A 23098-nucleotide genomic window follows, 5' to 3' on the forward strand; every position below is an offset into this window, starting at 1 on the left:
GACATTGCCTCGCATTTTTTTATTGTCTGGGTCTAATCATAGACCCATGCGAGGCTGAAGGAAGCGGCTGAAAGCAGAAATATCACTCGGCCCTTGTGTGCAACGACGGCTGCGGCTCCATCGGCAAATACTCCAGCATCGCCGGTGTTGGCGGCGGTAGGCGGTTATCCGCAATGTGTCTGTCCACCTCAACAGAACTGATTTCACCATTCTCATGATGATGAACCGTGAGCACCCTCGCCTTGTTCAGTTCGATAACCAGTTCCCGGGTAATACTCAAACTTTCGGCCAGCTCATGGTCTTCCAGACCCGGCCTGCGGCTGCGTCGCTCCACCCGGAAACGATACTGGTTGTACTTCGCCCAGCCTATTAGCACCAGCCCGTTGACCAGCGCGATAAGAATGTAAAACGTCACCGTATCCAGGGTCGTGAAAAAGGGACGAACTCCCATATACGGTGAATGCGCCAGTGCGACGATCAGCCCTTTATAAATCAGGTATAAGAACCCAACCCAGGCAATAAGCGTCAACACGACGTCGATGAGGCGCGGCAGCAGACGCCGTTCGGTAAAAATCAGCGGTTGGTTCATGATTCAATCCTCCCGATACCGCGGTCAGGACTGACCCAGCGCGCCCTGCCGCGTTTGCGTTTGAGCATCACTTTGGGGAACGCCACCAGCGTAGTGAACAGACTCAGCATCCAGTACACCACCGGGAACCAGATGATCCAGAACAACGAGGCGCCAATGCCTTTTTCATAGCGTCGTTCAATCATCAGACTCACCGCGAACTGCAACAGGCAGACCACGCCGAGGATAAGTCCAGTGAAGGCTGGCGGGAACAGATGCTGAACATACAGCGTGTCTGGCATTGGGAATAGCAGCCCTAACAGGAACAGCACGATACTAACCGCATAAGCAAATGCCCAGGCGGTAGAGAAACAGAACTCAAGGAACAGTGGCCACATACGGCGGAATTCCCACGACCACAAGCGGCGCATGTTAACGATAAACACCTCCGCACCACCTTGTGCCCAGCGCAGGCGCTGCTTCCACAGTCCTTTCAATGTTTCAGGCATCAGGATCCAGCACAGTGCGCGTGGCTCAAAGAATACCGACCAGTGGCGCAATTGCAGCTTCCAACTGATGTCGATATCTTCGGTGATCATGTCCGGGCTCCAGTAACCAACTTCAGCCAACGCCCGGCGACGAAACGCGGCAACGACACCTGAAACAGTAAATATCTGCCCGTAGACTCGCTGGGTACGCTTGATTAAGCCGATAATCGACGAGAACTCACCGACCTGTACACGGCCAATTAACGTCGAACGGGTGCGAATACGCGGGTTACCGGTCACCGCACCAACGCGCGGGAACTGGATAAGCGGAGCCACGATATAGGCGACCGCATCACGATCCAGTAACGCATCCCCATCGATGCAGACCAGGTAATCACTGCGCGCTGCTGCTGCACCGGTCTTAAGCGCCAGGGCTTTCCCCTGGTTTTCCGCTAAGTGAATCACTCGCAGGCTTGGGTACTCTGTTGCCAGCTGTTCCAGTACATCGTGCGTGTCATCTGTCGAACCATCATTGATGGCAATAACTTCAATATTCTTATATCGCTGAGCCAGTGCTGCCTCGATCGTCTCACGCGCGTTGATCCCTTCGTTAAAACACGGGATCAAAATCGAGACCAGCGGATTTCCCTCCAAAGTAGGCGGCGGCGTTTCATCTCCCCATTTCCAGTGACGCTCGCGGTAAAACCAGAAATAGACCCCGCCGCTTATCCACAATGCAGACATGAACAAGGGCCAGAAGAAGACAAAGTTCAACATCACTTCACCCGTGAAGACGACAGCCACGCCAAACGGCAGGCTGAACATCAGGCAAAGTATCAGGAAAGCAATTATGCGATCGGTCATTTTTGCGGGTACCAGTATGAGGAGAACGTCGAACGAATCTCTGACATCTCAGGTTTATCGCTGATGAAATCATCCGGGTAATAGCCGTAGTTGCCTGCGCCGCTTAACTTAAGCTGACGCATCCATTCGGCGAGTTGTTTACCACTGATTTCGGCCTGTTCCCCGGATTTACGCCAGTCGCGTGCCTGCAGTTCAAACACGGTTTTATCCAGCGCGCCGGGAGTCTGTGCAACAGCATTCACCAGTCGGTCGAGCCAGGCGTTAGCATCATTAGCCGGAATTTTTTCCATGAATGGCATCGCCATGGGGGCTGTCCAGTCATAGGTATTCAGGAAGTCATTCAGGTTTTGTGCAAACCAGGCTTCACTTTCAGGTTCCAGTACCGGCATAGCATAGATATTACGGGCGGTTTGCACCTGCGGACCGCGAATATTGCGTACCGATTGCGTCAACTGCTTAGTGAAGTCGATCAGCATCTTACTTTTCAGGCGAGTCCAGCGCTCAAACGCCTGAGGGTTATTACGGATTTGCTCGATGCTTCCCGGAAGTCCTGCGGCACGGTAGGCGGCTAACGCCTCCGGCGACGCATCTTCAAAATCCGTCAGGAAGGCATCATCATGGAACAAGATACCTTTGAAGCTGGCGTGCTTCGCCAGGTCTTCATAGATCTCGGTAATGCGTTTACGCGCTTCGCTATCCCACGGAGAAAGACGCACATACTGTTCACGATCGATAGCCGTACGTCCGGTTTTTGGATCCCATGCCGTTACACGCGGAATTGAGGCATCCAGATCGAAAGCCAGTACCGGCATCCAGGCGTACACGGTAACCCCAGCACGGGTTTGTAACTGCCAGGAGATATAGTTAAACAGATCGGCGCGCATCGGCAGCCAGCGGTTAGGGAAATAGACCTCGCGAATATTCCCGTCGCCCTGCGGATCGGCATATGCCTGCAGGAAGACATGAGAGATACGCATGTCATAAACACGCTGAATCAGCTTATCGATGTTTCTCTTCTGCTGGGCGGGATCTTTGTCGTAGACGTAATCCAGATCGACATGCATCACGCGCATCGTCTGCGGTTCGCGCACCTGAGCAACCTGGCTGGCAAAACGCTTGAGCGATGGGTTATCAGAAATCAGTACGCGCGGGATGTCATCAAGGAATGCCGCATTCGCCAGCCCTTCATTGAGCGTAAACGCCATCTTATAACCTTGCTCTTTGGCCAGGTTTAAGGTCGTCCCACTGGCGGCACCGTATGGCCAGACCCAGGCACGTGGCGATTTCCCCGTTACCGCTTTAATTTTATTGGTGATCAAAGAGATATCGGTATTAATACGGCGATAGTATTGCTCGTCCGTTTCGTAAGTGCCGGTTTTCTTATCGTAAAGGCGGTTTGCCACAGCAGGTTCTTTACTTCCCTGCGGGTTCGCCTCTGCACCGAAATGCGAGTTCCAGGTATGCGCGCCGATTTCCACCAACGGCGATTTGCCCATTTCCTCGACCATCTTCCAGGTGGCGAATTTATCGCGCGCCGTCATCAGGCCACCAAAATCGACTTTTTTGTCCGCAGGGGCATCCACCCAGCTTCCAACCGGTGCCCAAAGAGCTGGCCAGTTGTAAGCTTTCAGCAGCGGCCAGACGCGGGTATAGAAACTGCTATACCCGTCATCAAAGGTGAGCAGAACTGCTTTTTCCGGCAGCACGATTTTACCGTCATGAGCATCCAGAATTTGCTGGACGCTGATCGGGTTATAACCATTATCACGCAGCCAGGCTATTTGATCGCTCAGCGCGCTGGTACGCACAGAGAGGTAACGCTGATCGGCTGCATCATCCTCTACATCGTGATAGCCGAGAACCAAAAAACTATTTTTCGGCCACGGGTGATCGGCCGTCAGCGGCGTTCTCTCATCAGGAGGAACGTAGCGAGGCGTCGTATTGTGCGCACTACTGCACGCGGTAATCATCAACCAGCCAGCGATGAGTGCGCTAAGCCATAGGCATCTTTTCAGCATGAACAATCCTTAAAACCTGACATTCAAATCGAAAGCGAGGGAGATATTCCGCTCACGTTTACCGTCGTAGGGGCGTTTATCCCACACCAGCATCACCCCGCCATCTACGACGTTGTTCCATTTAAGCCGTTGACCGTAACCCAACTGGACGATGGCCCCTGCGTCTTCACCTTGTTGCCAGTAGCCGCCCACGCCAGCCACTCCCTGCTGTGTCCACACGGTGTCATAGTGTCGGTAAAGAACCTGCTCCGCGGTCAAGCCGGGTACCACGGAGAAATCACTTTTGGGGTTGTAATACGGCACATTCTCTTTGGTGTTGGTGCTACCGCCGATTCCCGGGGTAAAGTCCAGCGTGAAACGCGGTGTTGTCCACATACGCTCTTTTCCGCTAAGCCCGTATTCGATACGATCGTTACCATCCGAGAAATGTGAAGCGGCAAACGACAATTGATACTCTCGCCGTTCGTTTTGGTACCAGCGGACATACATATCGCCGCCGTTGGCATATACGCCGCTACGCAGCGCTCGCAGTGGCGTATTGCGGGAAAGACGCTCAGCTGACCCACCCACACGCCAGTTATCATTGAAGTCATGCCAGGCTGAAAGACGGCCCCCCAGTTTCTGCCCGTCGCCATAATTACGGCCAGACAGTTCCATTTCGGCCCAGTAATCACGTGAAGTCCATTCAGCACCGGCCGCCAGATCGCGGCTGATGCCTTTTCCTTCTTCAAACTCGCCCGTGGCAAAGTTGAAACCGGTAAACAGTCGCCAGTTGTCATTAATCGGCGGGCTGTAAATCGCAGTATTGATGTTGAAGTCATTCTTACCGCTCACCGGGCTATCGGAGGAGATCCCCTGCGTACCGCTGATACGCACTTCCGACATTTTGTGCACATCACGGATTCGTGCCAGGCGCAGCGTCGCTTCGTCATCCGGGCTTCGGGCGATGACATCATCGGTCAGCTCGTCGGCCTGTTTCCACTCCTGAAGATCCAGCGCCACATAGGCCTGCTGACGTTCCAGCTCCAGGTTGCTGGGCTCGATCACTTCCGCAAGCTTAAGCTCTTTTTCCGCCGCATGTGGCAATCCACGGGCTTCTAAAACGGAGGCATAGGTTATGCGCAGCCCCTGGTTACCGGAACCCGTTCGTGCCAGATGTTCTGAGAGTTTTTCTGCTTCTGGCAGTTCATTGGCAGCAAGATGATATTGCGTCAGCAGCGTCTGCCCGAGCAGCCAGTTATCGTTAGGCTGTGGCGTTGGCGAGCCATAGATACGACGCAGATACGGGCTCTCTTTGATCAAGTCATCGACTTGTTTTTTAGCGGCAGCAAAGTTTTCATTATCAATATGCGCATAGAACAGATCCTGTTGATCTTCAGGAGTGAGCGGCGTCACAGGGATAGGTCCGTTCGGATAATAGATGCTCGCCAGCATTGCTTCGGTCTTTTCCGGCTGACGTTCGCTAAGCCACGCCGAAGCCACCCAACGTTTGGCATAGTTGGGCACTTCACCGTCCGCGGAGAGAGATTCGTATTCCTGAATCACGTCGGCAGTACGCTTACGCACCAGCAGGGCGCCCATGCGATCAATTCTCGCCCGGCGCACATCGCCCTGGGCTGCGGGATCATCTTTCCAGGCTGCCAGCAACTGGTCATAGCGGGCAAGCGCTTTATCCGCCACGAGAAAACGCTCATCTTCATTTCGTGCAGAGGTATAAGAAGCGCGCACCTTTTCGGCTGCAGCATCAAGCGCCAGACGCCGCTTAACGGGGTCAGATGTCGGAACCTCTTCCGTCAGTTCCAACGCAGGTTCAGCGACACGGTTGGCTGACAGCGCTGACAACAGCGTGGATTTCGCATTTTTGTTACCCGGATCGACTTCATCCGCCTGGCTGGCGACTAACAGCGCATCCCAGTTTTTCCCCTGTGAATGATACACATAGGCAAGCAGTGCATCAGAGTCAGCCCCCGGATGCGCGCGTGCCCATTTATTTGCTTCAGTCAGGGCCTGCTGATTGTAACGTGCATCCGCCAGCGTCATGATCCAGCCGGTACGTACATCGGCGTTCTCAGGCTCTTCCTGTACAACGCTCTCCCAGAGCGCTAATGATTCATTCCAGCTCTTCTGATTGCGATACGCACGCGCAGCGGCCACTTTACCGCGTGCAGGCACATCCATCTGCCCACGATACCGCTGCCAGATATCAATGGTTGCTTTATCGTTGTTATCAACCCAACCAGATACTTGCAGCCAGTCAGCCACCTGATTTGGCGTTAACGCACTTTTCTTTCCCTGCTCCTCAAGGTAGCGCAATAACGGTGTGCTATTACCACCTCGCGCTTCAATAATCAACGCATCATAATCTGATACTGCTGCAGAGGCTTGCATTGGGAAAAGAACGCTTGCCGTAAATAAACAGGTTACTGACTTAAAGCGTTTAATAAAGTTGGCATGTCGACGCATACTGAACATATCTGCCCTTATATCTTACATCACAGTAAAAATAAGCGTTTTCAATAAGTTATAGTCATTCCCTGACGGTTGCCGACCATGTAAAGTGCACTGCCGCTTATTTCGTAATATGACTAAAATCATTTAATTCTTTCGTCTTATTGACTCTCTATGACTCATCCACTCGTCGTTGAGAGGCAGGCGAAAGCTCAGGAATTTTATCACTCAGTGTGGGGTCTTGCTATGTTATAAGAAAACTCTTAGGCAAAAAAAGTATTTTAAACCAAATTATCCTAATACTCTTGGGATCGAATACTGGATTTAGATTAAGTTTCCGTGACGAAACCACGTAACGATGATAACTATTATCAGCAAATATAGAAACACCAGGTAACTGTTTGCCTGATAAGCATTTTGAGAATTGACAGGAAAAACCTGATAATTAACAGTAACTGATAACACTATAAATAACATCAGTTAATTTTAAACGGCTAAGTTTCAGGGTGAAACGAGCAACACAAAACCAGGTAAAAAGAATTAGATAAAGATATAACAAAATGAAATTAAAGGATTTTATTAACAGTAAGTTTATCCCCTACCAAAAATGGCATTGTGGAATCCCCCAATGAACCACCGCAGGTAATTGTTAATTTCACTATGCCCAAGTGTATTTATCATTCCACAAAACTGTACTTATCTATTTGTTAAATTATTGGCGATATCAACGACAATCAATTTTTACCCTTACAAAATACAAGCCTAATGCTATTGAATGATGTCCATTGAGCCATAAGCGTTTGCGCTTACCCTTTGCGCATTCTTTCAGGTAATCTGGCAAAAGACGCCAACGGGAGCTGGTCAATGAAAATCGTTAACGCAGAAGAAAAGCATATCCCCGCTATCCATACTATCTACGCACATCATGTTCTTCACGGAACTGCCAGCTTTGAGACTGATCCGCCAGATACCCGCGAAATGCTTGTTCGCCTGACTAAGATCCGCGAGCTGGGGTTGCCGTGGGTTGTGGCCCTGCAGGACGAAAAAGTCATCGGTTACTGTTATCTCACCCGCTACCGTGAACGCTATGCCTACCGTTATACGCTCGAAGATTCGATTTATATTGATCCGGCAGCACAACGTCAGGGTGCGGGCAAAGCGCTACTACACCATGTCATTACATGGGCAGAAACACACGGCTACCGACAGATGATTGCCATCGTCGGCGACAGCAATAATCAGGGATCGCTGAAAGTCCACCAACAGGTCGGATTTACCGAGGTCGGCACGCTAAAGAATATTGGCTTCAAGCATGGTCGCTGGCTCGATACCGTATTGCTACAACGTAATCTGGGTGAAGGTAACAGCACACTGCCGCCCGATGCTGGCGTGATACTCTGAGGGAAAACGGAGGGGGGAAGCCCCCCTTAATACTAATTAAGGCCGTTTGCCTGCTTTACCTACCAGCTACACGCCATCTTCCTTTGCGAAAGCACCTTTTTGCGCATCCGGGAGGATTTCCTGCACCTCATCAGGCTCACCGCATCTGCGGGGCGTTTTGGAACATAAAGAATATCTCATTCAAGGATAACCAGTTATCGCAGGTAAATTTATTTTTATAAGCGTTATCAGAGATTGAGTGGTTAATATTAAATCTAATATACTCTTATAATTCTAAAGTGATGCAGGGGGATTATTCAATAGCGAATAATCCCCCTGCACCCCCTATCGTTCTATAAATGGGACACTGCTTCCCACTTTTCAATCTGGACGGGTTATAACACATGAATTATAAATGCATCTGTTTTCTATCTCTGAGGTTACACCATGAACAAGAACATATTGATCGCAGTATGCGCATTAGGTTTTGTGAATATTGCACATGCCGAAATATATAAATTAGATAGTACGCATACGAATGCGACATTTAATATCGACCATTTTCAGACATCAACTAACCATGGTGGCTTTTACTCCATCAGCGGAGAAGTGAAATATCTTCCAGAGAAACAGCAAGGTGAACTGCAGGTAACCATTCCTGTAAAGTCTCTAAATACCGGTCTGGAAGCATTTGACAAGCATATCCGTAGCAGCGATATACTCGATGCAGAAAAATATCCGGATATTGTATTCAAATCAACAAAATGGAACTTCTCTGAGGGCAAACCTACCTCCATTGAAGGGATGTTGACGATGAAGGGGGTTACTAAACCTGTCACGTTAACGACGACAAAATTCGGCTGCTATATGAGTCCGGTTTTCAACGCTCAGGTCTGCGGTGGTGATTTCTCTGCAAAAATTGATCGTACCCAATGGGGGGTTGATTATCTCGTCAACATAGGAATGAGCAAAACAGTTGATATTAACATTCAGGCTGAAGCAATACGCCAATAACAAGGAAGTAAGAATGAAAGTGAATAAAACAGTTCTGGCCATAGCCTCTGTGGCTATGATGATGTCATCGGGTCTGGCGCAGGCCGAAGCATATAAAGCCAGCACCGAAGAGCACCCCATTAAAATGGTTAACATTGACTCTCTTGAAAATCAAGTAAAAGCCAGAATGGAAAAGGGAGCATTTGGTTATATTCGTGGAGGCGCGGAAGATGAAAATAATCTGCGCAGCAATACCGAGAGCTTTGATAAGAAATTTATCGTTCCACGAGTATTGCAAGGTATTGAATTAAAAAATATCAATCTTTCAACCAGCTTGCTGGGCATTCCGCTAAAAACACCAATTATCCAGGCGCCAATGGCAGCCCAGGGTCTGGCGCACGAAACCGGTGAACTCGCCACAGCCAGAGGGATGGCCCAGGTTGGTTCAATTTTCTCTTTAAGCACCTACGGAAATAAAACCATTGAGGATGTTTCCAGAGCATCAGGGGGAAATCCGTTCTTCTTCCAGCTCTATATGAGTAAAAATAATAAATTTAACGAATTTATATTAAATGAAGCGGTTAAACATGGTGCAAAAGCGATCATTCTGACAGTCGATTCACCTGTTGGTGGATATCGCGAAGACGATATAAAGAATAATTTCCAGTTCCCTCTCGGCTTCGCAAATCTTGAGATGTTTGCGAAGCAGAGTGATGACGGTTCAAAAACAGGCAAAGGTTCTGGTATCAGCGAAATTTACGCACAAGCCAAACAAGCCTTCACTCCGGAAGATATTAAATACGTTCACCAAATCTCCGGTCTGCCAGTCATTGTGAAAGGAATTCAGTCGCCGGAAGATGCAGAGGTTGCTATTAAGGCCGGAGCTGCAGCTATCTGGGTTTCTAACCACGGGGGAAGACAACTCGATAGTGGGCCATCCTCATTTGATGTACTGCCCTCTATCGCAAAAGTTGTAAATAAACGCGTGCCAATTATTTTTGATAGTGGTGTACGTCGTGGTTCACATGTATTTAAAGCTATCGCTAGCGGCGCTGATATCGTGGCTATTGGACGTCCTGTCCTGTACGGTCTAAACCTCGGCGGAGCTCAAGGTGTTGCTTCTGTTGTCGAGCAACTCAACAAAGAATTAGTCATCAATATGATGCTCGGTGGAACCAAAGATATCGAACAGGTGAAAAAAACCAAATTGTTGACCTTACGTGATCTGGAAGAATAAGAGCATACTTTGGGTTAACGGCATGAAATATTAGCCCCCTCTATTCCACTCACCAGAGCCATTATTAAAGAATAGATAATAATGCTGAATACCGGCCACTATGGCCGGTATTTTATTTATTCACCAGATAACTATGACAGTGCTAAATCGCGGCAACATCACCGACACCAGACGCTATCTGGATTTAGACGAGCAAGCCGTTAGCCAGGAGGTCAATGAGATGGCCTTTTAAGAAGGTACACATTCTGCATCTACAACAACGCCAATTACACCAAAACCGTCACGATCAGACCGTCCGAACAGTGCAACATTTGAAGAGGAGTTGCCCCCTTTACTGGCTGATACGAAATGTAGTTTTACTTAAGTCTAATACTTGTTGCTCATGCGGTTATTGTTTGTAAAATAGCCAATTAAATTATTTCCATAGCAAGTAGAGGGACCTATGAAGCAATACACCAATGAACTTACCGCCGAAATGCTGGCAGCATTTGACCAGTCACCATTCACAGCCGAACAGCTCGCGGAAATGAACGAAGAAACCCGTAATCTGATCGCTGAAGGAAACGCCTATAACCTCGCTCACCCAGTTACAGCCGCTTATCTGATTGCTACAGAGGGTAGCTTAACCCGCAACGGGGGAACGGTTATCAGTGAATACAACGGGCAGCAGATCGAAATTGAAGACGGAACACGCCTAAATGTATCTCTTGTGGGTGATGAAGTTCGTTATCCAGATGGAACCACCGCGAAAATCAGCACTGGAGTAGGCAATACCTCTGGTGACTCCGCCGCTCTTGTCGGTAGCTTACTCGACAACGGCGACGAAATTATCAGTAGCCCACAGAATGCCGGAAGAAGAGTAGTCCGAGCAGGGGAATCGTTGCCAGAAAACTTTCTGAAATAAGGCGGTCACTATGGCATCGGTTAACAGAGGCTGCACAGTTCACGGTAAGAACGTTGGTCTACACGGAGATAAAACCTCTACAGGCGCACAATGTATTGCCGCCCGCCCCGGTATGTCTGTCATGGGCAAGTGGAAACTCTATATCGGCGATAAGACCACCCCTTGCCCTAAATGCGGGAAAGTGGGGGTGATAGTGAGCGGTGATCCTCGCTGCTCAAATAGCGCCGCAGTCGCCGTGGATGGTGCTGAAATCCTCTGCGGTTGTCCACAGGGTACTAATTTTCTTATCGCGCCGGGCACCGTTGAGGTGAATACCCCTTCTTGGGCGACAGCACCTGTAGAGCCAGTGCAACATGCACAGGCAGCGAAGAAACAAAACAGCTTTGCTGACACCTGCAAGCCAGAAGATAACCAGCTATTGAACGGCGTTTACATCTGGACAGAAATCACCGATGCAGGACACGCTTTCGTTTCGGTGCATGAAAATAACTCGATCTACGTTTACACCTACGGGCGCTTTGGTCGAAGAGGACCAGCTAACTTTACAGGCGATGGAATACTTAACTTCTTTACCGGTGACGATGCTCGTAGCTACTACCGTGAAGAACTTTACAAAGTTAATGCTCGGGTATTCAAAATTGATGATGCATCCATAGTGGAGACACGTTCATTGTTTGAAAACCTTTGGAACTCAGGAGCAAAGCCAATCCCTACTGAGAAAATGGGTGAAAGAACCAAACGCAGGGGAAGAGTAATTGACGTCTATGATCTTACTGGTAGCAACTGTACAACTCACACTGTTCAGGTAATTCGTAAATCTGGCTCAAACATTTTCGAAACAAGCTACACATCGACTACAACGCAATTACCGATTGAAGGCGTGGAAGATTTTGCAGTGCCTTTATCTCTGCAAAATTATCTTATGCGCAAGAGCAGCAGCCTAAACTCAATGCAAGTAACTGAAGTTACCAATGAATTTAAAGAGCAGTATCCAAACATAGATAATTACACTCTTGGTGAAGAAAATGCTATGGAGAAAAACCTTGCTGCGGGAGCCTCTACATTAGGTTCGGCTTCTGGTTATTCTGGCGGTACGGTTGGTGGATTCTTGGGTGGTTCATATGACCTTGACGAGTAGAACAAAATGTTTCATCCGATGGGGGAGCATAATCACGATCTCTTTCCTCTACATAGCATCCATTTTGGTCAATGTATTAGATTATGGGATAACGAGAAAATACACTGACATACTCAATGAAAAAACGATCACTATTGAAGCCTGTAATGCTGTGGTGGCTGATTTTGAACAGTATTACGACAGACTGATTGATGTTTCTCTCTTCGGTTACATCATTTCTACCGTGTTGATCCTGATCATCTTCAAGAAAGTGAGATGACCGTCAAAGGCTGGAGAAATCCAGCCTTTCCCCTTCTCCCTGATTTTAGACAATACAAGCCTAATGCCCGTTGGTGGTAAGACAACGCGCGGAGCCGTCAGGCGACAACATCAGGGTATGTCAGACAGTGAAGTTTATCAGGATGACCATGTACCCGAAGGAGCGAGGCCGAACCGCTGGCAGAGCTTGCATGTGGTGTGCAAGTACCGTGACCACCATAAAACCTGTTTATTCCCTGCAACGTCATCGCGACGTGTAGCATGTGGGAGCATCGGCAAAAAATGCGCTTCACTGTAAGGTTATGAGAATCAATGCCCGGGTCAGGCTTTGCCTTCACGTTGTGCTATCGCGGTGTGAGGTTGGAACTGCCGCCGTCGAATAGTTATACTCTTACTTCCATAGTAACTATCCGTGACAACTAACAGTGTACCTCTTGTTGGTAGATCGTCGTTCAATGGTAGAACGATCATAGACAACTTATGTTAAGTAAGTTGTTGATAGCGAAACACATTAAGCCAGTAGCTGGCGGTGTTTTGCAACAAGGGGAGAGATCTGGAGCGGGCGAAGGGATTAGAACAAGCCAATCAATAACTTGAAAAACATAGAGTTTTCAAGTTATATCTTAACTTATACCCCCAAAGATACCCCCAAAGCACAGAGGCTTTGAATTCAAGTAATTACCTTTGTCGATAAATCAGCAGGAAGCGAGATGATAGCAAATGGCAGGCATACTCGAAAGCAGCGACACCGTTAGTATCAGACTAATTACGATTTAATAAACCCAGATCCCGGCGGGCCCTCATGATATCAATAATCGTGAGATATGGCGTTTGTTCTTGCCAGCTAAACCCTCTGCGATCGATACGAACCAGTTCGTACTTTTCCACTAGAAAGTTAATGGCATCAGCCAGCGTGATACCGGCATCGATATGTTCCTGTATAACACGTTCCTCACTGAATGGTGTGTCGTTGAGGGTGAGACCATAGTGCTGTTCCAGCAGACGTGTCAGTAACATTTGCCAGACATCCACGGGTGACAGGCAGGGCTTCGCCGCCCGCTGAGTTGTTGCAGGTTGAGATTTCATGTTTGCTCTCGTGGAAGTTATTAGCGCTGAGTGGGATAAATGGCGATATATACGTAGCCGCAACTGCCAAGGGTATCGGCTTCGCAGGTGAAACCGTTGCGGTACAGAGTGACGCAGTGGGTGTGGCGAGGATTCAGTTCACCGGTAGTCAGCATGGATTCCATCTGGCGGATAAAGTACGGAAATGCCACATCCAGCTTCCGGCATTCTGCGTCACTGAACTGGCCGGTGATGCTGGCCCGGTCAGCTAAATAATGCAGCCGGTTCCCCTCCTGTACCAGACGGGCTCCCAGGCGTGGCGTAATATCCCGCTGCAGGCCCCATGTGATGTTGCTCATTGATAACCTCCGTTATTGTCAGTTCAGGGTAATACTCATCAGGCAGGCATACGGCCCGTTGCGGTCCTGGCGACGTTCGGCGTATACCGCCAGGACACCTGAGATATCCGGCACGTCCCTGCCGGTGTAATGGCAGACGCTACCGTGCCACTGATATTTTCCACTGCAGTATCGAAAAATGCGTGAGGCCGGATGCTGGCGGTATATCGTCATTGCCCGGCGTTTACTGATAATTTTCATGTCATACCTCACAGCAGACCGTGTTCAGCGAACGAATAAATTTGCCTGCCGCCGACAATCAGGTGGTCAGGGACACGGATATCCACCAGCTGAAGTACCTGCACCAGCCGCTGCGTGAGGGTTTTGTCGGCTAGGCTGGGCGTCGTCTCGCCGGAAGGATGGTTATGCGCCAGTATCACCGCCGCCGCATTGAAGTGCAGTGCACGTTTGACTACTTCCCGGGGATGCACCTCGGTGCGGTTAATCGTGCCGGTAAAGAGCGTCTCATGGGCAATCAGTTGATTCTGGTTGTCCAGATACAATACCCGGAACTCTTCCCGCTCAAGCGCGGCCATATGCAGTCGCAGCCACTCCCGGACGGCGTGAGTGGAGGTGAAGGCCACCCCGGGCTCATGCAGATGCCGGTCAAGAATCCTCAGCGCCCGCTGAATGAGATGCCGGTCCTGTGGCGTCATCTCGCCGGGTAAAAAGGAAAGCTGTTTCATTCGTTGTTCCTCCGGTCAGTCAATGATGCGCAGAATGGCGTGGGCTTCTGGATGCTGCAGGGCGTAGTCCCGCAGGCGGTAATAGTGCGCGGTCATTGCGTCACACTCTGTACGGCAGGCATGGTGGCTGTATTCAATCAGGCAGACCGCGATACCGGCAGCGTCTGCACTCATATCTGCACCATTGCCGTTCATGCTGTTGAACAGATGCCATTTATCGTCACTGTCAGCATCAGGGGCCATAAACGCGCCGCCATTGCTGAGGGTGTAAAAGGACCAGATACCACCGCTGTAATCCGCACAGAAGCGGCCCATCCAGGCGAAAATATGCGGTTCCAGCGTTGTCCATTGTGGAATGGTGCCAAAGTGCTGCGGCCAGAAGCAGATACGCTGTTCGTCAGGTAGCTGCGTTACGGTCAGTTCAAATTCGGATTCGTTAGCAGATGCGAGGTTGTTTTGTGTCGCTGTAGTCATGGGTATATCTCCATTAATAAAAAATGCCAGCGACGATGGCTGGCGCATGGGGTAATAAAGTGGGTTCAGGAAGGTTAAATATTGGTGGTAAATGATTCGGGGTCAGCGGGTGAAAATGTCAGTGCGGATACCTGACCTGCGGATATAACGGTTAAGCCCTTCACCGGCATCCGGTTCAAAGTTCCATGCCCGCCAGACCATCCGGCCTTCGGCGTCGCGAACCACCAGGCGGAAGTGACTACCCTGGTCGTCTTCAATGCCGATGTTGCGATACCGGCGGGTAACTGCTTCGGCCTGCTGTCGGGTAAAAGGTCCCGGTGGCAGCATGTGAGATTCAGGCATTCGATGTACCTTAAAAACAAAAGCCCCTGACGCAGATGCGTCAGGGGCTGTGGGAGTTTGCATGTGTAGGGGGATTGTCAGTAACCGGTTTGCACCTTATACAGCCGTAAGGTTTTGCTGCCCCGGACAATCTTCACATACAGGGCATTATCTTTCGTGCCGCGCACAAACCCGGCCTGCACATCGCCCTTGCAGTCACCACCGTCGTAAGGAATGTTGACACCGGTCTGGTGCACCAGGTCGATAACCCCGAAGCTTAAGTCTTCACAGGCCGGGCCCGGCAGGTCCTGAATCAGGGCAAATTTATGGTCGTCGCTGACACCGGTCAGTGAGCACATGGAGGTGTTGATGTCGTTTCCCTGGCACCAGTACTCCTGGCCGGGATTGTCTTTATCCATCAGGTTTGCCGGAAGCTGAGCGGCACTGGCACTGAAGGTGGCGAGCAACAGAATGAGGGCGGATATGGCTGAAGTGATAATACTTAACATGGCATTCTTCCTGAATTAATGGGTGCCAGATGACACCCGATATATTTGCAGGGCATCTGGTGTGATTTAAAACGTCTTTAATCAGATGCTCAGCAGTTACCGGTACGGCGGCACAGTTCTTTTAGGCTTTGCTGAGAGGCCCACTGTTGCAGTTGGCGATCCTTTTCTGTCTGCCTGGCCTTAATGGCAGCCAGTTGTTGTTTATTTATGCAGCTTTCAGGCAGCACCATCAATACACGGGGCTCCGCCTTTTTATTAACCATCTCAAGCTGCACCTGTGTATCGACGATACTGAAGTAACACCCTTTACCGTTATCCTCACCCTGGTACACCACATCAAGATCAGAAGCATATCCGCTAGCCGTTTTCAGGTTCAGGTAACGGACGGTTTTTGTTTTTTTGTCAGCTAGATACAGAGGGGTGTTATAGGCCTGGCGCAGCAAAAATGTATTCGTCCACGGATAATAACCAATGATGTCAGCCTTCAACCCAAGCGCATTGAGCATTTTCACATCATCATAGCCATTCGCAGAGGTCCAGCCGCTTTTCTTCATGTCGTACCAGTTGGTGAGACGACCGGTGACATCGTAGGCATGTGCGCTGGTCGTGAGCAGCAGGAGCCCTGTGACAGCCAGAGTAGTGAGTCTTTTTTTCATCGTGATATCCTTTTATTGCATCATATAGGCATGTTGTTGTCTGAGCAGGATTCAGGCCATAACGGCCAGAACCAGCATTGCCAGCCATACCCAGAAGTAAGCCGGTTTCTGACCGAGGGTTTTCGCCCGCCGCCACAGATAGAACGGTACCAGCCAGGCCAGTTTGCCGAACGTGGTGGTATCCACTCCGGCCTTACGCAGACGGCGTTCATCGAGATACCCTAGAGCGATATTGAGCAACAGCGTGATAAACCAGTACTGCCCACCCGAGACGGCCTCATACGCTTCCTCAAACGCCATCCCGTTCAGCCCTGCCGTCCAAAGCTCGAGCGCATAACCAATAAAAGGCGCAAATGCCAGCGTCCATACCACTCCGCCCGGAATGCGGCTCCCCGGCAGTGCTGGTGGTGTGGTGCTGTGGAGCAGCGCCGAAGCCAGCGGGGTGGCGGAGACCGGTTGCCAATCCGTCATACCCTGTCGCCACACCAGCGTGGTTGCCGTCAGTTCACCGCGCACAATCAGGCCAGTGATGTCGTCTTCGGTCACATTGTCGTGACGTATGCCATTTTTTTCGTAATGCCAGGTCATAGCTTTTCCTTCTTAACAGAGGTTATTAAAATGAAGTCCATCCCGATTCCCCGTTATCAGCAACCTGTGACAAAACTTCATGGATGAAACTGAAGTGCGGAAGAGCCCGGATAAAGCCCGCCTGTGTGGTTAGCTGGCTGAGACGTTTTTTCGGGATAAAAGTGGTATTGAGGACCGTTACTGCATGAATGGCCGTCAGAGGATGCACGGTGATATGCCCGTTAAGTTCACCGGTGAGGTACCAGCAGCCGTCGAGTGATATCAGGCGGTACGGGGCCAGTCCGTCACAGCGCTCTCCCTCAGCCAGCAACAGTACCCGCTGGCAGGCGGTAATGGCACTGACGAGACGGTAGAACACCAGTGAGATGGCGGGTGACACAGACTGTGGTGGCTGCCACACCAGACAGGGCATCCCTCCTGCTGTGAGCAGCATGCCCGCCAGACGCCGGTCCAGCCCCGGAAAGATATCGGCCAGTCCGGACCGGTGAGCAAAGGTCAGCGCATCCAGCTCGCCCTGTACGCCCCCGCCGGTGCTGCGCAGGCGACATTGCCCCCGTCGATACTCAAGGTCGAGGTACATGAGCCGTTCGCGAAAATCCCGTCGCAGGGTACGGACTGACACACCAAACTCTGCAGCCAGCCGCGCCATGTTCAGCGTTTCACCGGCAACCAGGCGGCTGATTATCAGTGACAGCCTGACAGCCAGCCGGTCATGACGGCGCTCTGCCTGTGTCATCTCGGATCTCCGTAATAATTAACTGACTGAATATGAAATGATTCTAAAGAGGGGGGCGGACAGGGTATGGACATGGAATGAACTATTTTTTATCTGCCACCGGAGGCAGGCCCGACGCGGTACTCCGTGGAATGCGGTGATAAAACACTCAATCCAATGGAGGTAAAACGGACAAGGAGTGTCCCTTCCTAACATATTGATAACAAGCTCAGGACTGAAACCCACTCAGCATCGCTTCCGCCATCACCCAGAGAGCCCGGTTGAGCTTCACATCACCGTCAATACCGCGCACCGCACGGGTATGCGTTCGTCCGCCTTTCGCACTCCGTCCACTGAGCCCGCCCTTAATCAGGTTCTCCTGAATACGCTGGTATGTGGTCCACAGATCATTGCTCTCATCCTGCCAGCGGCGTGGGGAGAGTATCTGAGGTGCTGTCACCGGCTGGTGGTCCTCACCGAAGCGGTACGTCAGTGCAGCCTGTGCCAGAGCCTGTTGTGCCGGCGGGGGCAGCATCAGCGACTGCATGGCATCACGTTTTTCTTCCACACGGTCAAAGATCCCCAGTACTTCATAAGCCCCCTCAATCACCTGACTCACCACATCTCCTTTGTGCGGCACCCGTACCTCGCCAAACGACTCACCGCAGACGAGGCCGTTCTGACATACCGCACGGAATAATCCCGGCAACATCTGATACGAGCTGGTGCCATCATGGGAGTTGAGCAGAATAATTTCCGGCACCTGTTTGCCGATAATTTGCCCCTCCCGACGCAGGCGCAGCATATGCTTTGTATGCTCACGACGCCCTGGGTCACGCACTCGGGTCTGGCAGGCAAAGAAGGGCTGAAAGCCTTCGCGCTGCAGACTGTCCAGCAGGGATATGGTGGGTATGTAGGTGTATTTTTCACTACGTGACTCGTGTTTGTCCTCACTGAACACACTGGGTACCACGCGATACAGCTCTTCACGGGTTAGCGGACGATCACGACGAATAAGGTTTGCTGCGCCAAAGCGCGAAGCCAGACGGGTCATAAGCAGACTCCTTGTTGATTCAGAAAACAGATAAAAGAAAGCCCTGTCGCACAGTGGCGACAGGGCTCTGGAAGTACTGGAACAGAAAAGGGTTAAACTCTCAGAAGAAGAAATCCCAGACGGCGCGAACCGTGCTCACTACCATATCGCGCACACTGAGAATAAGCGATTTCACCGGCTCCGGCACAAAAGGCAGCGAAGCAACTGCATCAACAACCTCACCTGCAGCTTCACCAAAACGGTCCCGGGCCTGCGACTTTACAGGCTCGCTGCGCAACTTATCATGCAGCTGAGCGCTAAGCGGGCTACTGGCACGGGCTGGCAGGCTGCGCATCATTGTTTCCACCAGTGACCCGAGCCCCCATCCCGTTCGTGCTGACACGGCGCGTAACGGATGTGATGGTGTAAATAACTGGCGGATATCACTGAGCTTGAGACTGAGATTGATTTTCTGGTGAGAGGATGGAGAGCCGCTGGTAGCATTCCATTGCTGGCAGGGCTCCAGCTTGTCGACCTGGTTTACCACAAACAATACCTTATGCCGGTGAGTGCCAATAACCTCGCGGTAAAAACGCTCATCCACCGACAACGCCCGGTCATCGGCTTTAATCACCCACAACACCAGGTCCAGTTGCGGCAACTGACGCCGGTACAGCGCCCGATATTCCCGGTCGCGGACCTCACTTTCACCGACACCCGGCAGGTCTATTAGCACCATGCTGTGCCGCCCGACTTGCAACCGGCAGCGCAGGGGCTCACGGGTACAGGCCGACACATCACTGACCGGGGACATTTCTCCGGCAAACAGCGCATTACACAACGATGATTTACCCGCTCCGGTTTTACCCATCACACCAATCACCGGCTCGTAATTTATCAGCTTGCTGATATGCGCCAGAATGTGTTTTCTGACTGTATCGGGTAGCGTAGCAACAGACTGCGTGACACCCTGCAGGCCATCGTGTTCATTCATGAAGTCACCTCTGACAGATAAAAGAAAACCCGCGAGGAACACAGCAATTCTCGTGGGTTTAGGGGGATGGTCATGCCGATAATATCTGTCTGAGATTATTTGGAATGAGAGGGCGTTATTTAGTTAAAATAAATACAACACCCATGAAACATGTGTGCATCTAAAATTTCAACCTTTATCACTCTTTATAATTTCAGAATATTTATGCTCAAGAAGATTCACCATAATTTCCGTTTCCGATACACCATAATGATTCGACAATTTGAAAAGCTGTTTTTTTGATTTAGTAGGTAATTTTAAAGCATCGACGCCAGTTTTAGATTTCTTCCTTCGAAGTTGCTGACCCCAGGCTTTTTCAAGCTCATCCATCAATACTGCTTTGTGTTTCTGGGGAGCAGTAGGTGACTCCGTTAACACAAGAAATTGCTGACTTACTTTTTTACGACTCCTCTTCAACTCTTCAAGCTGCGCATTCGTCCAGCCATTCCAGAAATCAAAAGTTGCGCAGATAAAATACCAACGCTGGTAATTATTAAGAGGATTAAGTGGGGGCGAAACACCTTTGTTTTTCATTGTTTCCCATACCCACACACATTGCTCCTCATTTTTAATGTCCATCCATGAAAAAACTTCTGGAAAATCTGCGTAAACTTTAGACCATGCATCATTTATTTTTGTTGTCAAACTGGCGATATTCTTTGCATCTAAATATAAAAATGTATTTGTAACGAATCTAATAATATTTTCGACACCCTTTACATGTGCAACAAAGTTTGGGAAGAAAACACCATTGGCGGGTTTATTTTTTAACGTAGAAGGTTGAAGTATCCTGATAAGTTCATCTAAATCACCCTCCAGAGTTTCTTGCTTATCGGAGGCTAACAACAACAAGCTGTTTTGTGGTTCTGATGTCTCTGCGTCTGGTTTATTTTCGGGAACATCAAGATTGAAGTCCGATGTCATCACTCCTAATGAGGCCACCCCATCCCCCTGATGGACTGATGGTTTTTCACTTATGGTCAGGTCAAATTTAACTGTACCGAGTGCCTCTGCTGAAAATGGATCAACAAAGCTTTTAGCTACCTTTTGAGCGCACTTATCTATGGTGTTTTCGCCATATAGAGCCAGATAAAAAAAATAAAAAAATGCTGCCCGGGGTTCTTTATTTAGCCATTTTAGCTTGTTTTTTAACCACGAGTGCTTTTCTGAAAATTGCTTATCTAGCCTGATGTACTCTTTTTCGACACGCTCTTTTTCCCATGCGCGGCTTTCTTCAGCGTAACCCTTCCTGTCTTCGTTCATTTTTTCACCAATTGCTGTGATTGATTTTGATTATCTTACGTATTAAAACCGTAAAAAAACAATAGAAATAATGACTAATAATTGATTTAAAGTTAAATAAAAAACAAAACAAAAACGTAGTAAAAACGTAGGGTAAATCCAGATGTTAAAAATAAAAAATCAATGAGTTACAAGCATGTCATGTGATAAACCAACAGGATAATACCATGTCAATGCAAGCATCTATTTTGTCAGGCAGAAGAAACATTACAAGTCATCATCTTTCTCAGGTAGCGCAGGCTACAGGTCACTGAATCTGACATTTAACGAAACGGCTTCATCAACTCGCAGGTAAAACACGAAGTCACAAATGATCGCCGCTGCTTTTTACAACTGCACCGGTACCTATGCAGAGTTGAGCAGCACCTCGTGGTCACTGGTCATCGCCGTGATACATCATGCTTTGCTTCGATTATTTAACGGTAGTCAACCACTGTACTTCTCTGTTGACAGAGAGGTGGGTATTTTCAGCTGACAGAGGTATACGTATACAGGGTAGTGACGTAACCACCATTGCCCGCCGTTTCACCGGAAACACTCGGCGTCACCTGTGGAATAACCTTCCGATATGGAGGCTCTGGTTAAATGGAGCCATCAGCGAATCGTGTTGGCGATGTTGATGTGGGAGCTCAAATATTGCTCTCGCTATAGTCTGGCAGGGACGTGCAAATTGAATGATGTAGAGCCAGAGTTCCGCCTTCAGCATGTGCTTGATTTGGTCGGTAAGCTGGATCATCAAACTGCTACCGTGGCACTTCACACTGCTTGCGGAATAACCCCCCTCGTCAATATGGTTCCCGGCATCCGCTTAACATAAGAGCACCAGTCATACTTTAACGAGCTAAGTCCCCTTTCTATAAAGTTAAATTCTTCGCATCCCGGTTATAAGTCGTAGCAGTCTTCTAGTTCTTAAACGTATTTTTGATAATTAAGGTTAATTGGTATTATAGGGAAGTAGATCTCAGCATATAACAACTATCCCACCAGAGGATAGCGCATTGCTGATAGTAATGAACTGGATCTGCCAGGTAGGTAACATCCCCGGTTACATTACAAAAAAACAGTTCCTGCTGTTCCTTTGAACTCACCCAAAGGAATAACACAATGAAAAGACATTACCCACACTTTAAAAAAATCACTCCCGATGATTTCCTCCTGAATATGATCAATCACCATCTTAATCAGATTCTGATGCGTCACTCTAAAATACTGGCGTTTAGAATGGATTTTGATTATCAGCGAGGTACCAACCGATTCATTCGTAATTCTTCATTTGAGATACAGGATGACCTCCGGGATTTAACCCTGGCTGTAATGCAAATGCCTCAACTCTGTGGTTGTTTCTGGGTGCTGGAATGGACATCAGAAGGGGCAGTTCATGCTCATGCGATTTTTTATCTTAATGGTCAGGAACATCAAAAGTCATTCCCGTTCATTTTACGGGCAGAAGAACTGTGGCTAGAGATTACCCATGGTGAAGGCAAATCTCAGCGATGCAAACCAAATGCATATCATCGGGACAACATTAACAACGTTGTGGAATATCACAATAACGATGCCATAAACAGCCTGAGACGTATAGCCAGCTATCTGGCAAAAGAAGACCAGAAATACGGATTACCAATCTGGGGATACAACGAAATTCCTTCGCCAGCCAGGCAGGGCAGACCGAGGAAGTTTAGTTAGTTTTTTACAGCAGCACCGGTTGCTATGCCGGAGCGGGCAGCAACGTTTAATCACCCGACTCCGGTACCCATTCAGCTACCGGAGAATCAAATCATGACCAGTAAACCTTCCCTGTCTGAAGACCAGTTCGTCGATATGGCTTTTATCACCCGCCTGCTGGGGGTCAGTGATAAATGGATTTACCGACTCATCAAGGATGGCCTCTTTCCAAAACCCATCAAACTGGGTCGAAGTTCACGCTGGTTGCAAAGCGAAGTCGAAGCCTGGCTGCAGGCCCGTATTGATGCATCCCGTCCTCAGCGCTAAACCCCTTCCCGTTCGTTAACCCAAAACCAG

General features: G+C 49.4%; 24 protein-coding genes. 7 read left to right on the top strand and 17 right to left on the bottom strand.

Going from position 1 to position 23098, the window contains the following annotated elements:
- Positions 1-82: 82 nt before the first annotated feature.
- From pgaD to pgaA, 4 genes are read right to left on the bottom strand one after another with little or no spacing between them, the layout of a single operon-like run.
- Complete coding sequence (gene pgaD, locus QMN38_RS18610) at positions 83-589, bottom strand: poly-beta-1,6-N-acetyl-D-glucosamine biosynthesis protein PgaD (protein WP_323605584.1); 507 nt, start codon at positions 587-589, stop codon at positions 83-85.
- The gene (pgaC, locus tag QMN38_RS18615) at positions 586-1920 is read right to left on the bottom strand and encodes a poly-beta-1,6-N-acetyl-D-glucosamine synthase (protein ID WP_040232145.1); all 1335 of its coding nucleotides are present in this window, start codon (positions 1918-1920) and stop codon (positions 586-588) included. The genes pgaD and pgaC overlap by 4 nt, the downstream gene beginning before the upstream one ends.
- Complete coding sequence (gene pgaB, locus QMN38_RS18620; protein WP_137382670.1) at positions 1917-3938, bottom strand: poly-beta-1,6-N-acetyl-D-glucosamine N-deacetylase PgaB; 2022 nt, start codon at positions 3936-3938, stop codon at positions 1917-1919. The genes pgaC and pgaB overlap by 4 nt, the downstream gene beginning before the upstream one ends.
- Positions 3939-3947: 9 nt before the next feature.
- On the bottom strand, positions 3948-6410 hold the full coding sequence (gene pgaA, locus QMN38_RS18625; protein ID WP_323605586.1) for a poly-beta-1,6 N-acetyl-D-glucosamine export porin PgaA: 2463 nt from the start codon (positions 6408-6410) through the stop codon (positions 3948-3950).
- Between the two features lie 840 nt (positions 6411-7250).
- On the opposite strand from pgaA, the gene QMN38_RS18630 reads away from it, so the two are divergent.
- From QMN38_RS18630 to QMN38_RS18655, 5 genes are all read left to right on the top strand, one after another.
- Positions 7251-7787: a GNAT family N-acetyltransferase gene (locus QMN38_RS18630; RefSeq protein WP_271442345.1), complete on the top strand. Its 537-nt coding sequence runs from the start codon at positions 7251-7253 to the stop codon at positions 7785-7787.
- A gap of 426 nt (positions 7788-8213) precedes the next feature.
- Positions 8214-8780 (top strand): YceI family protein, encoded by a 567-nt coding sequence (locus tag QMN38_RS18640; protein ID WP_323605587.1) that lies wholly within the window; start codon positions 8214-8216, stop codon positions 8778-8780.
- Positions 8781-8793: 13 nt separating this feature from the next.
- The gene (locus QMN38_RS18645) at positions 8794-9996 is read left to right on the top strand and encodes a lactate oxidase (protein WP_271449895.1); all 1203 of its coding nucleotides are present in this window, start codon (positions 8794-8796) and stop codon (positions 9994-9996) included.
- 442 nt (positions 9997-10438) lie between these two features.
- Positions 10439-10900, top strand: a complete 462-nt coding sequence (locus QMN38_RS18650) for a hypothetical protein (protein ID WP_323605590.1) — start codon at positions 10439-10441, stop codon at positions 10898-10900.
- 10 nt (positions 10901-10910) lie between these two features.
- Complete coding sequence (locus QMN38_RS18655) at positions 10911-12038, top strand: PAAR domain-containing protein (protein WP_271454685.1); 1128 nt, start codon at positions 10911-10913, stop codon at positions 12036-12038.
- Between the two features lie 1020 nt (positions 12039-13058).
- Here the strand turns inward: QMN38_RS18655 and QMN38_RS18660 are convergent.
- The 13 genes from QMN38_RS18660 to QMN38_RS18720 all read right to left on the bottom strand — a co-directional run bounded on the left by QMN38_RS18660 (position 13059) and on the right by QMN38_RS18720 (position 21037).
- Positions 13059-13382 carry a TA system toxin CbtA family protein gene (locus QMN38_RS18660; RefSeq protein WP_048997879.1) on the bottom strand — a complete coding sequence of 108 codons (324 nt, stop codon included), beginning with the start codon at positions 13380-13382 and terminating at the stop codon, positions 13059-13061.
- Positions 13383-13402: 20 nt separating this feature from the next.
- On the bottom strand, positions 13403-13720 hold the full coding sequence (locus QMN38_RS18665) for a type IV toxin-antitoxin system YeeU family antitoxin (protein WP_048997880.1): 318 nt from the start codon (positions 13718-13720) through the stop codon (positions 13403-13405).
- An 18-nt stretch (positions 13721-13738) separates the two neighbouring features.
- Positions 13739-13960 (bottom strand): DUF987 domain-containing protein, encoded by a 222-nt coding sequence (locus QMN38_RS18670; protein WP_048997881.1) that lies wholly within the window; start codon positions 13958-13960, stop codon positions 13739-13741.
- An 8-nt stretch (positions 13961-13968) separates the two neighbouring features.
- Positions 13969-14445, bottom strand: a complete 477-nt coding sequence (locus QMN38_RS18675; protein WP_049016517.1) for a JAB domain-containing protein — start codon at positions 14443-14445, stop codon at positions 13969-13971.
- Positions 14446-14460: 15 nt separating this feature from the next.
- Positions 14461-14919, bottom strand: a complete 459-nt coding sequence (locus QMN38_RS18680; protein WP_049016518.1) for an antirestriction protein — start codon at positions 14917-14919, stop codon at positions 14461-14463.
- A gap of 102 nt (positions 14920-15021) precedes the next feature.
- A complete protein-coding gene (locus QMN38_RS18685) occupies positions 15022-15261 on the bottom strand; it encodes a DUF905 domain-containing protein (RefSeq protein ID WP_048998188.1) in 240 nt (79 codons plus the stop codon).
- Between the two features lie 77 nt (positions 15262-15338).
- Positions 15339-15749 carry a hypothetical protein gene (locus QMN38_RS18690; protein ID WP_048998189.1) on the bottom strand — a complete coding sequence of 137 codons (411 nt, stop codon included), beginning with the start codon at positions 15747-15749 and terminating at the stop codon, positions 15339-15341.
- Positions 15750-15838: 89 nt separating this feature from the next.
- Entirely contained in the window at positions 15839-16405 is a 567-nt protein-coding gene (locus tag QMN38_RS18695) for a hypothetical protein (protein WP_323605594.1), read from the bottom strand.
- Between the two features lie 51 nt (positions 16406-16456).
- Positions 16457-16993: a DUF4339 domain-containing protein gene (locus QMN38_RS18700; RefSeq protein ID WP_048998191.1), complete on the bottom strand. Its 537-nt coding sequence runs from the start codon at positions 16991-16993 to the stop codon at positions 16457-16459.
- 25 nt (positions 16994-17018) lie between these two features.
- Positions 17019-17729, bottom strand: coding sequence for a DeoR family transcriptional regulator (locus QMN38_RS18705; RefSeq protein WP_048998192.1), 711 nt, complete (start codon positions 17727-17729; stop codon positions 17019-17021).
- Positions 17730-17937: 208 nt separating this feature from the next.
- On the bottom strand, positions 17938-18762 hold the full coding sequence (locus QMN38_RS18710; protein WP_048998193.1) for a DUF932 domain-containing protein: 825 nt from the start codon (positions 18760-18762) through the stop codon (positions 17938-17940).
- Between the two features lie 100 nt (positions 18763-18862).
- Positions 18863-19735: a GTPase family protein gene (locus QMN38_RS18715; protein ID WP_049016519.1), complete on the bottom strand. Its 873-nt coding sequence runs from the start codon at positions 19733-19735 to the stop codon at positions 18863-18865.
- 168 nt (positions 19736-19903) lie between these two features.
- Entirely contained in the window at positions 19904-21037 is a 1134-nt protein-coding gene (locus QMN38_RS18720) for a hypothetical protein (protein ID WP_048998195.1), read from the bottom strand.
- 1143 nt (positions 21038-22180) lie between these two features.
- On the opposite strand from QMN38_RS18720, the gene QMN38_RS18730 reads away from it, so the two are divergent.
- Positions 22181-22762: an inovirus-type Gp2 protein gene (locus QMN38_RS18730; RefSeq protein WP_048998197.1), complete on the top strand. Its 582-nt coding sequence runs from the start codon at positions 22181-22183 to the stop codon at positions 22760-22762.
- Positions 22763-22855: 93 nt separating this feature from the next.
- Positions 22856-23068 carry a helix-turn-helix transcriptional regulator gene (locus QMN38_RS18735; protein ID WP_048998198.1) on the top strand — a complete coding sequence of 71 codons (213 nt, stop codon included), beginning with the start codon at positions 22856-22858 and terminating at the stop codon, positions 23066-23068.
- The last annotated feature ends 30 nt before the right edge of the window (positions 23069-23098 follow it).

This window comes from Citrobacter sp. R-1.5.2, assembly GCF_035064245.1.
Lineage (GTDB): Bacteria > Pseudomonadota > Gammaproteobacteria > Enterobacterales > Enterobacteriaceae > Citrobacter.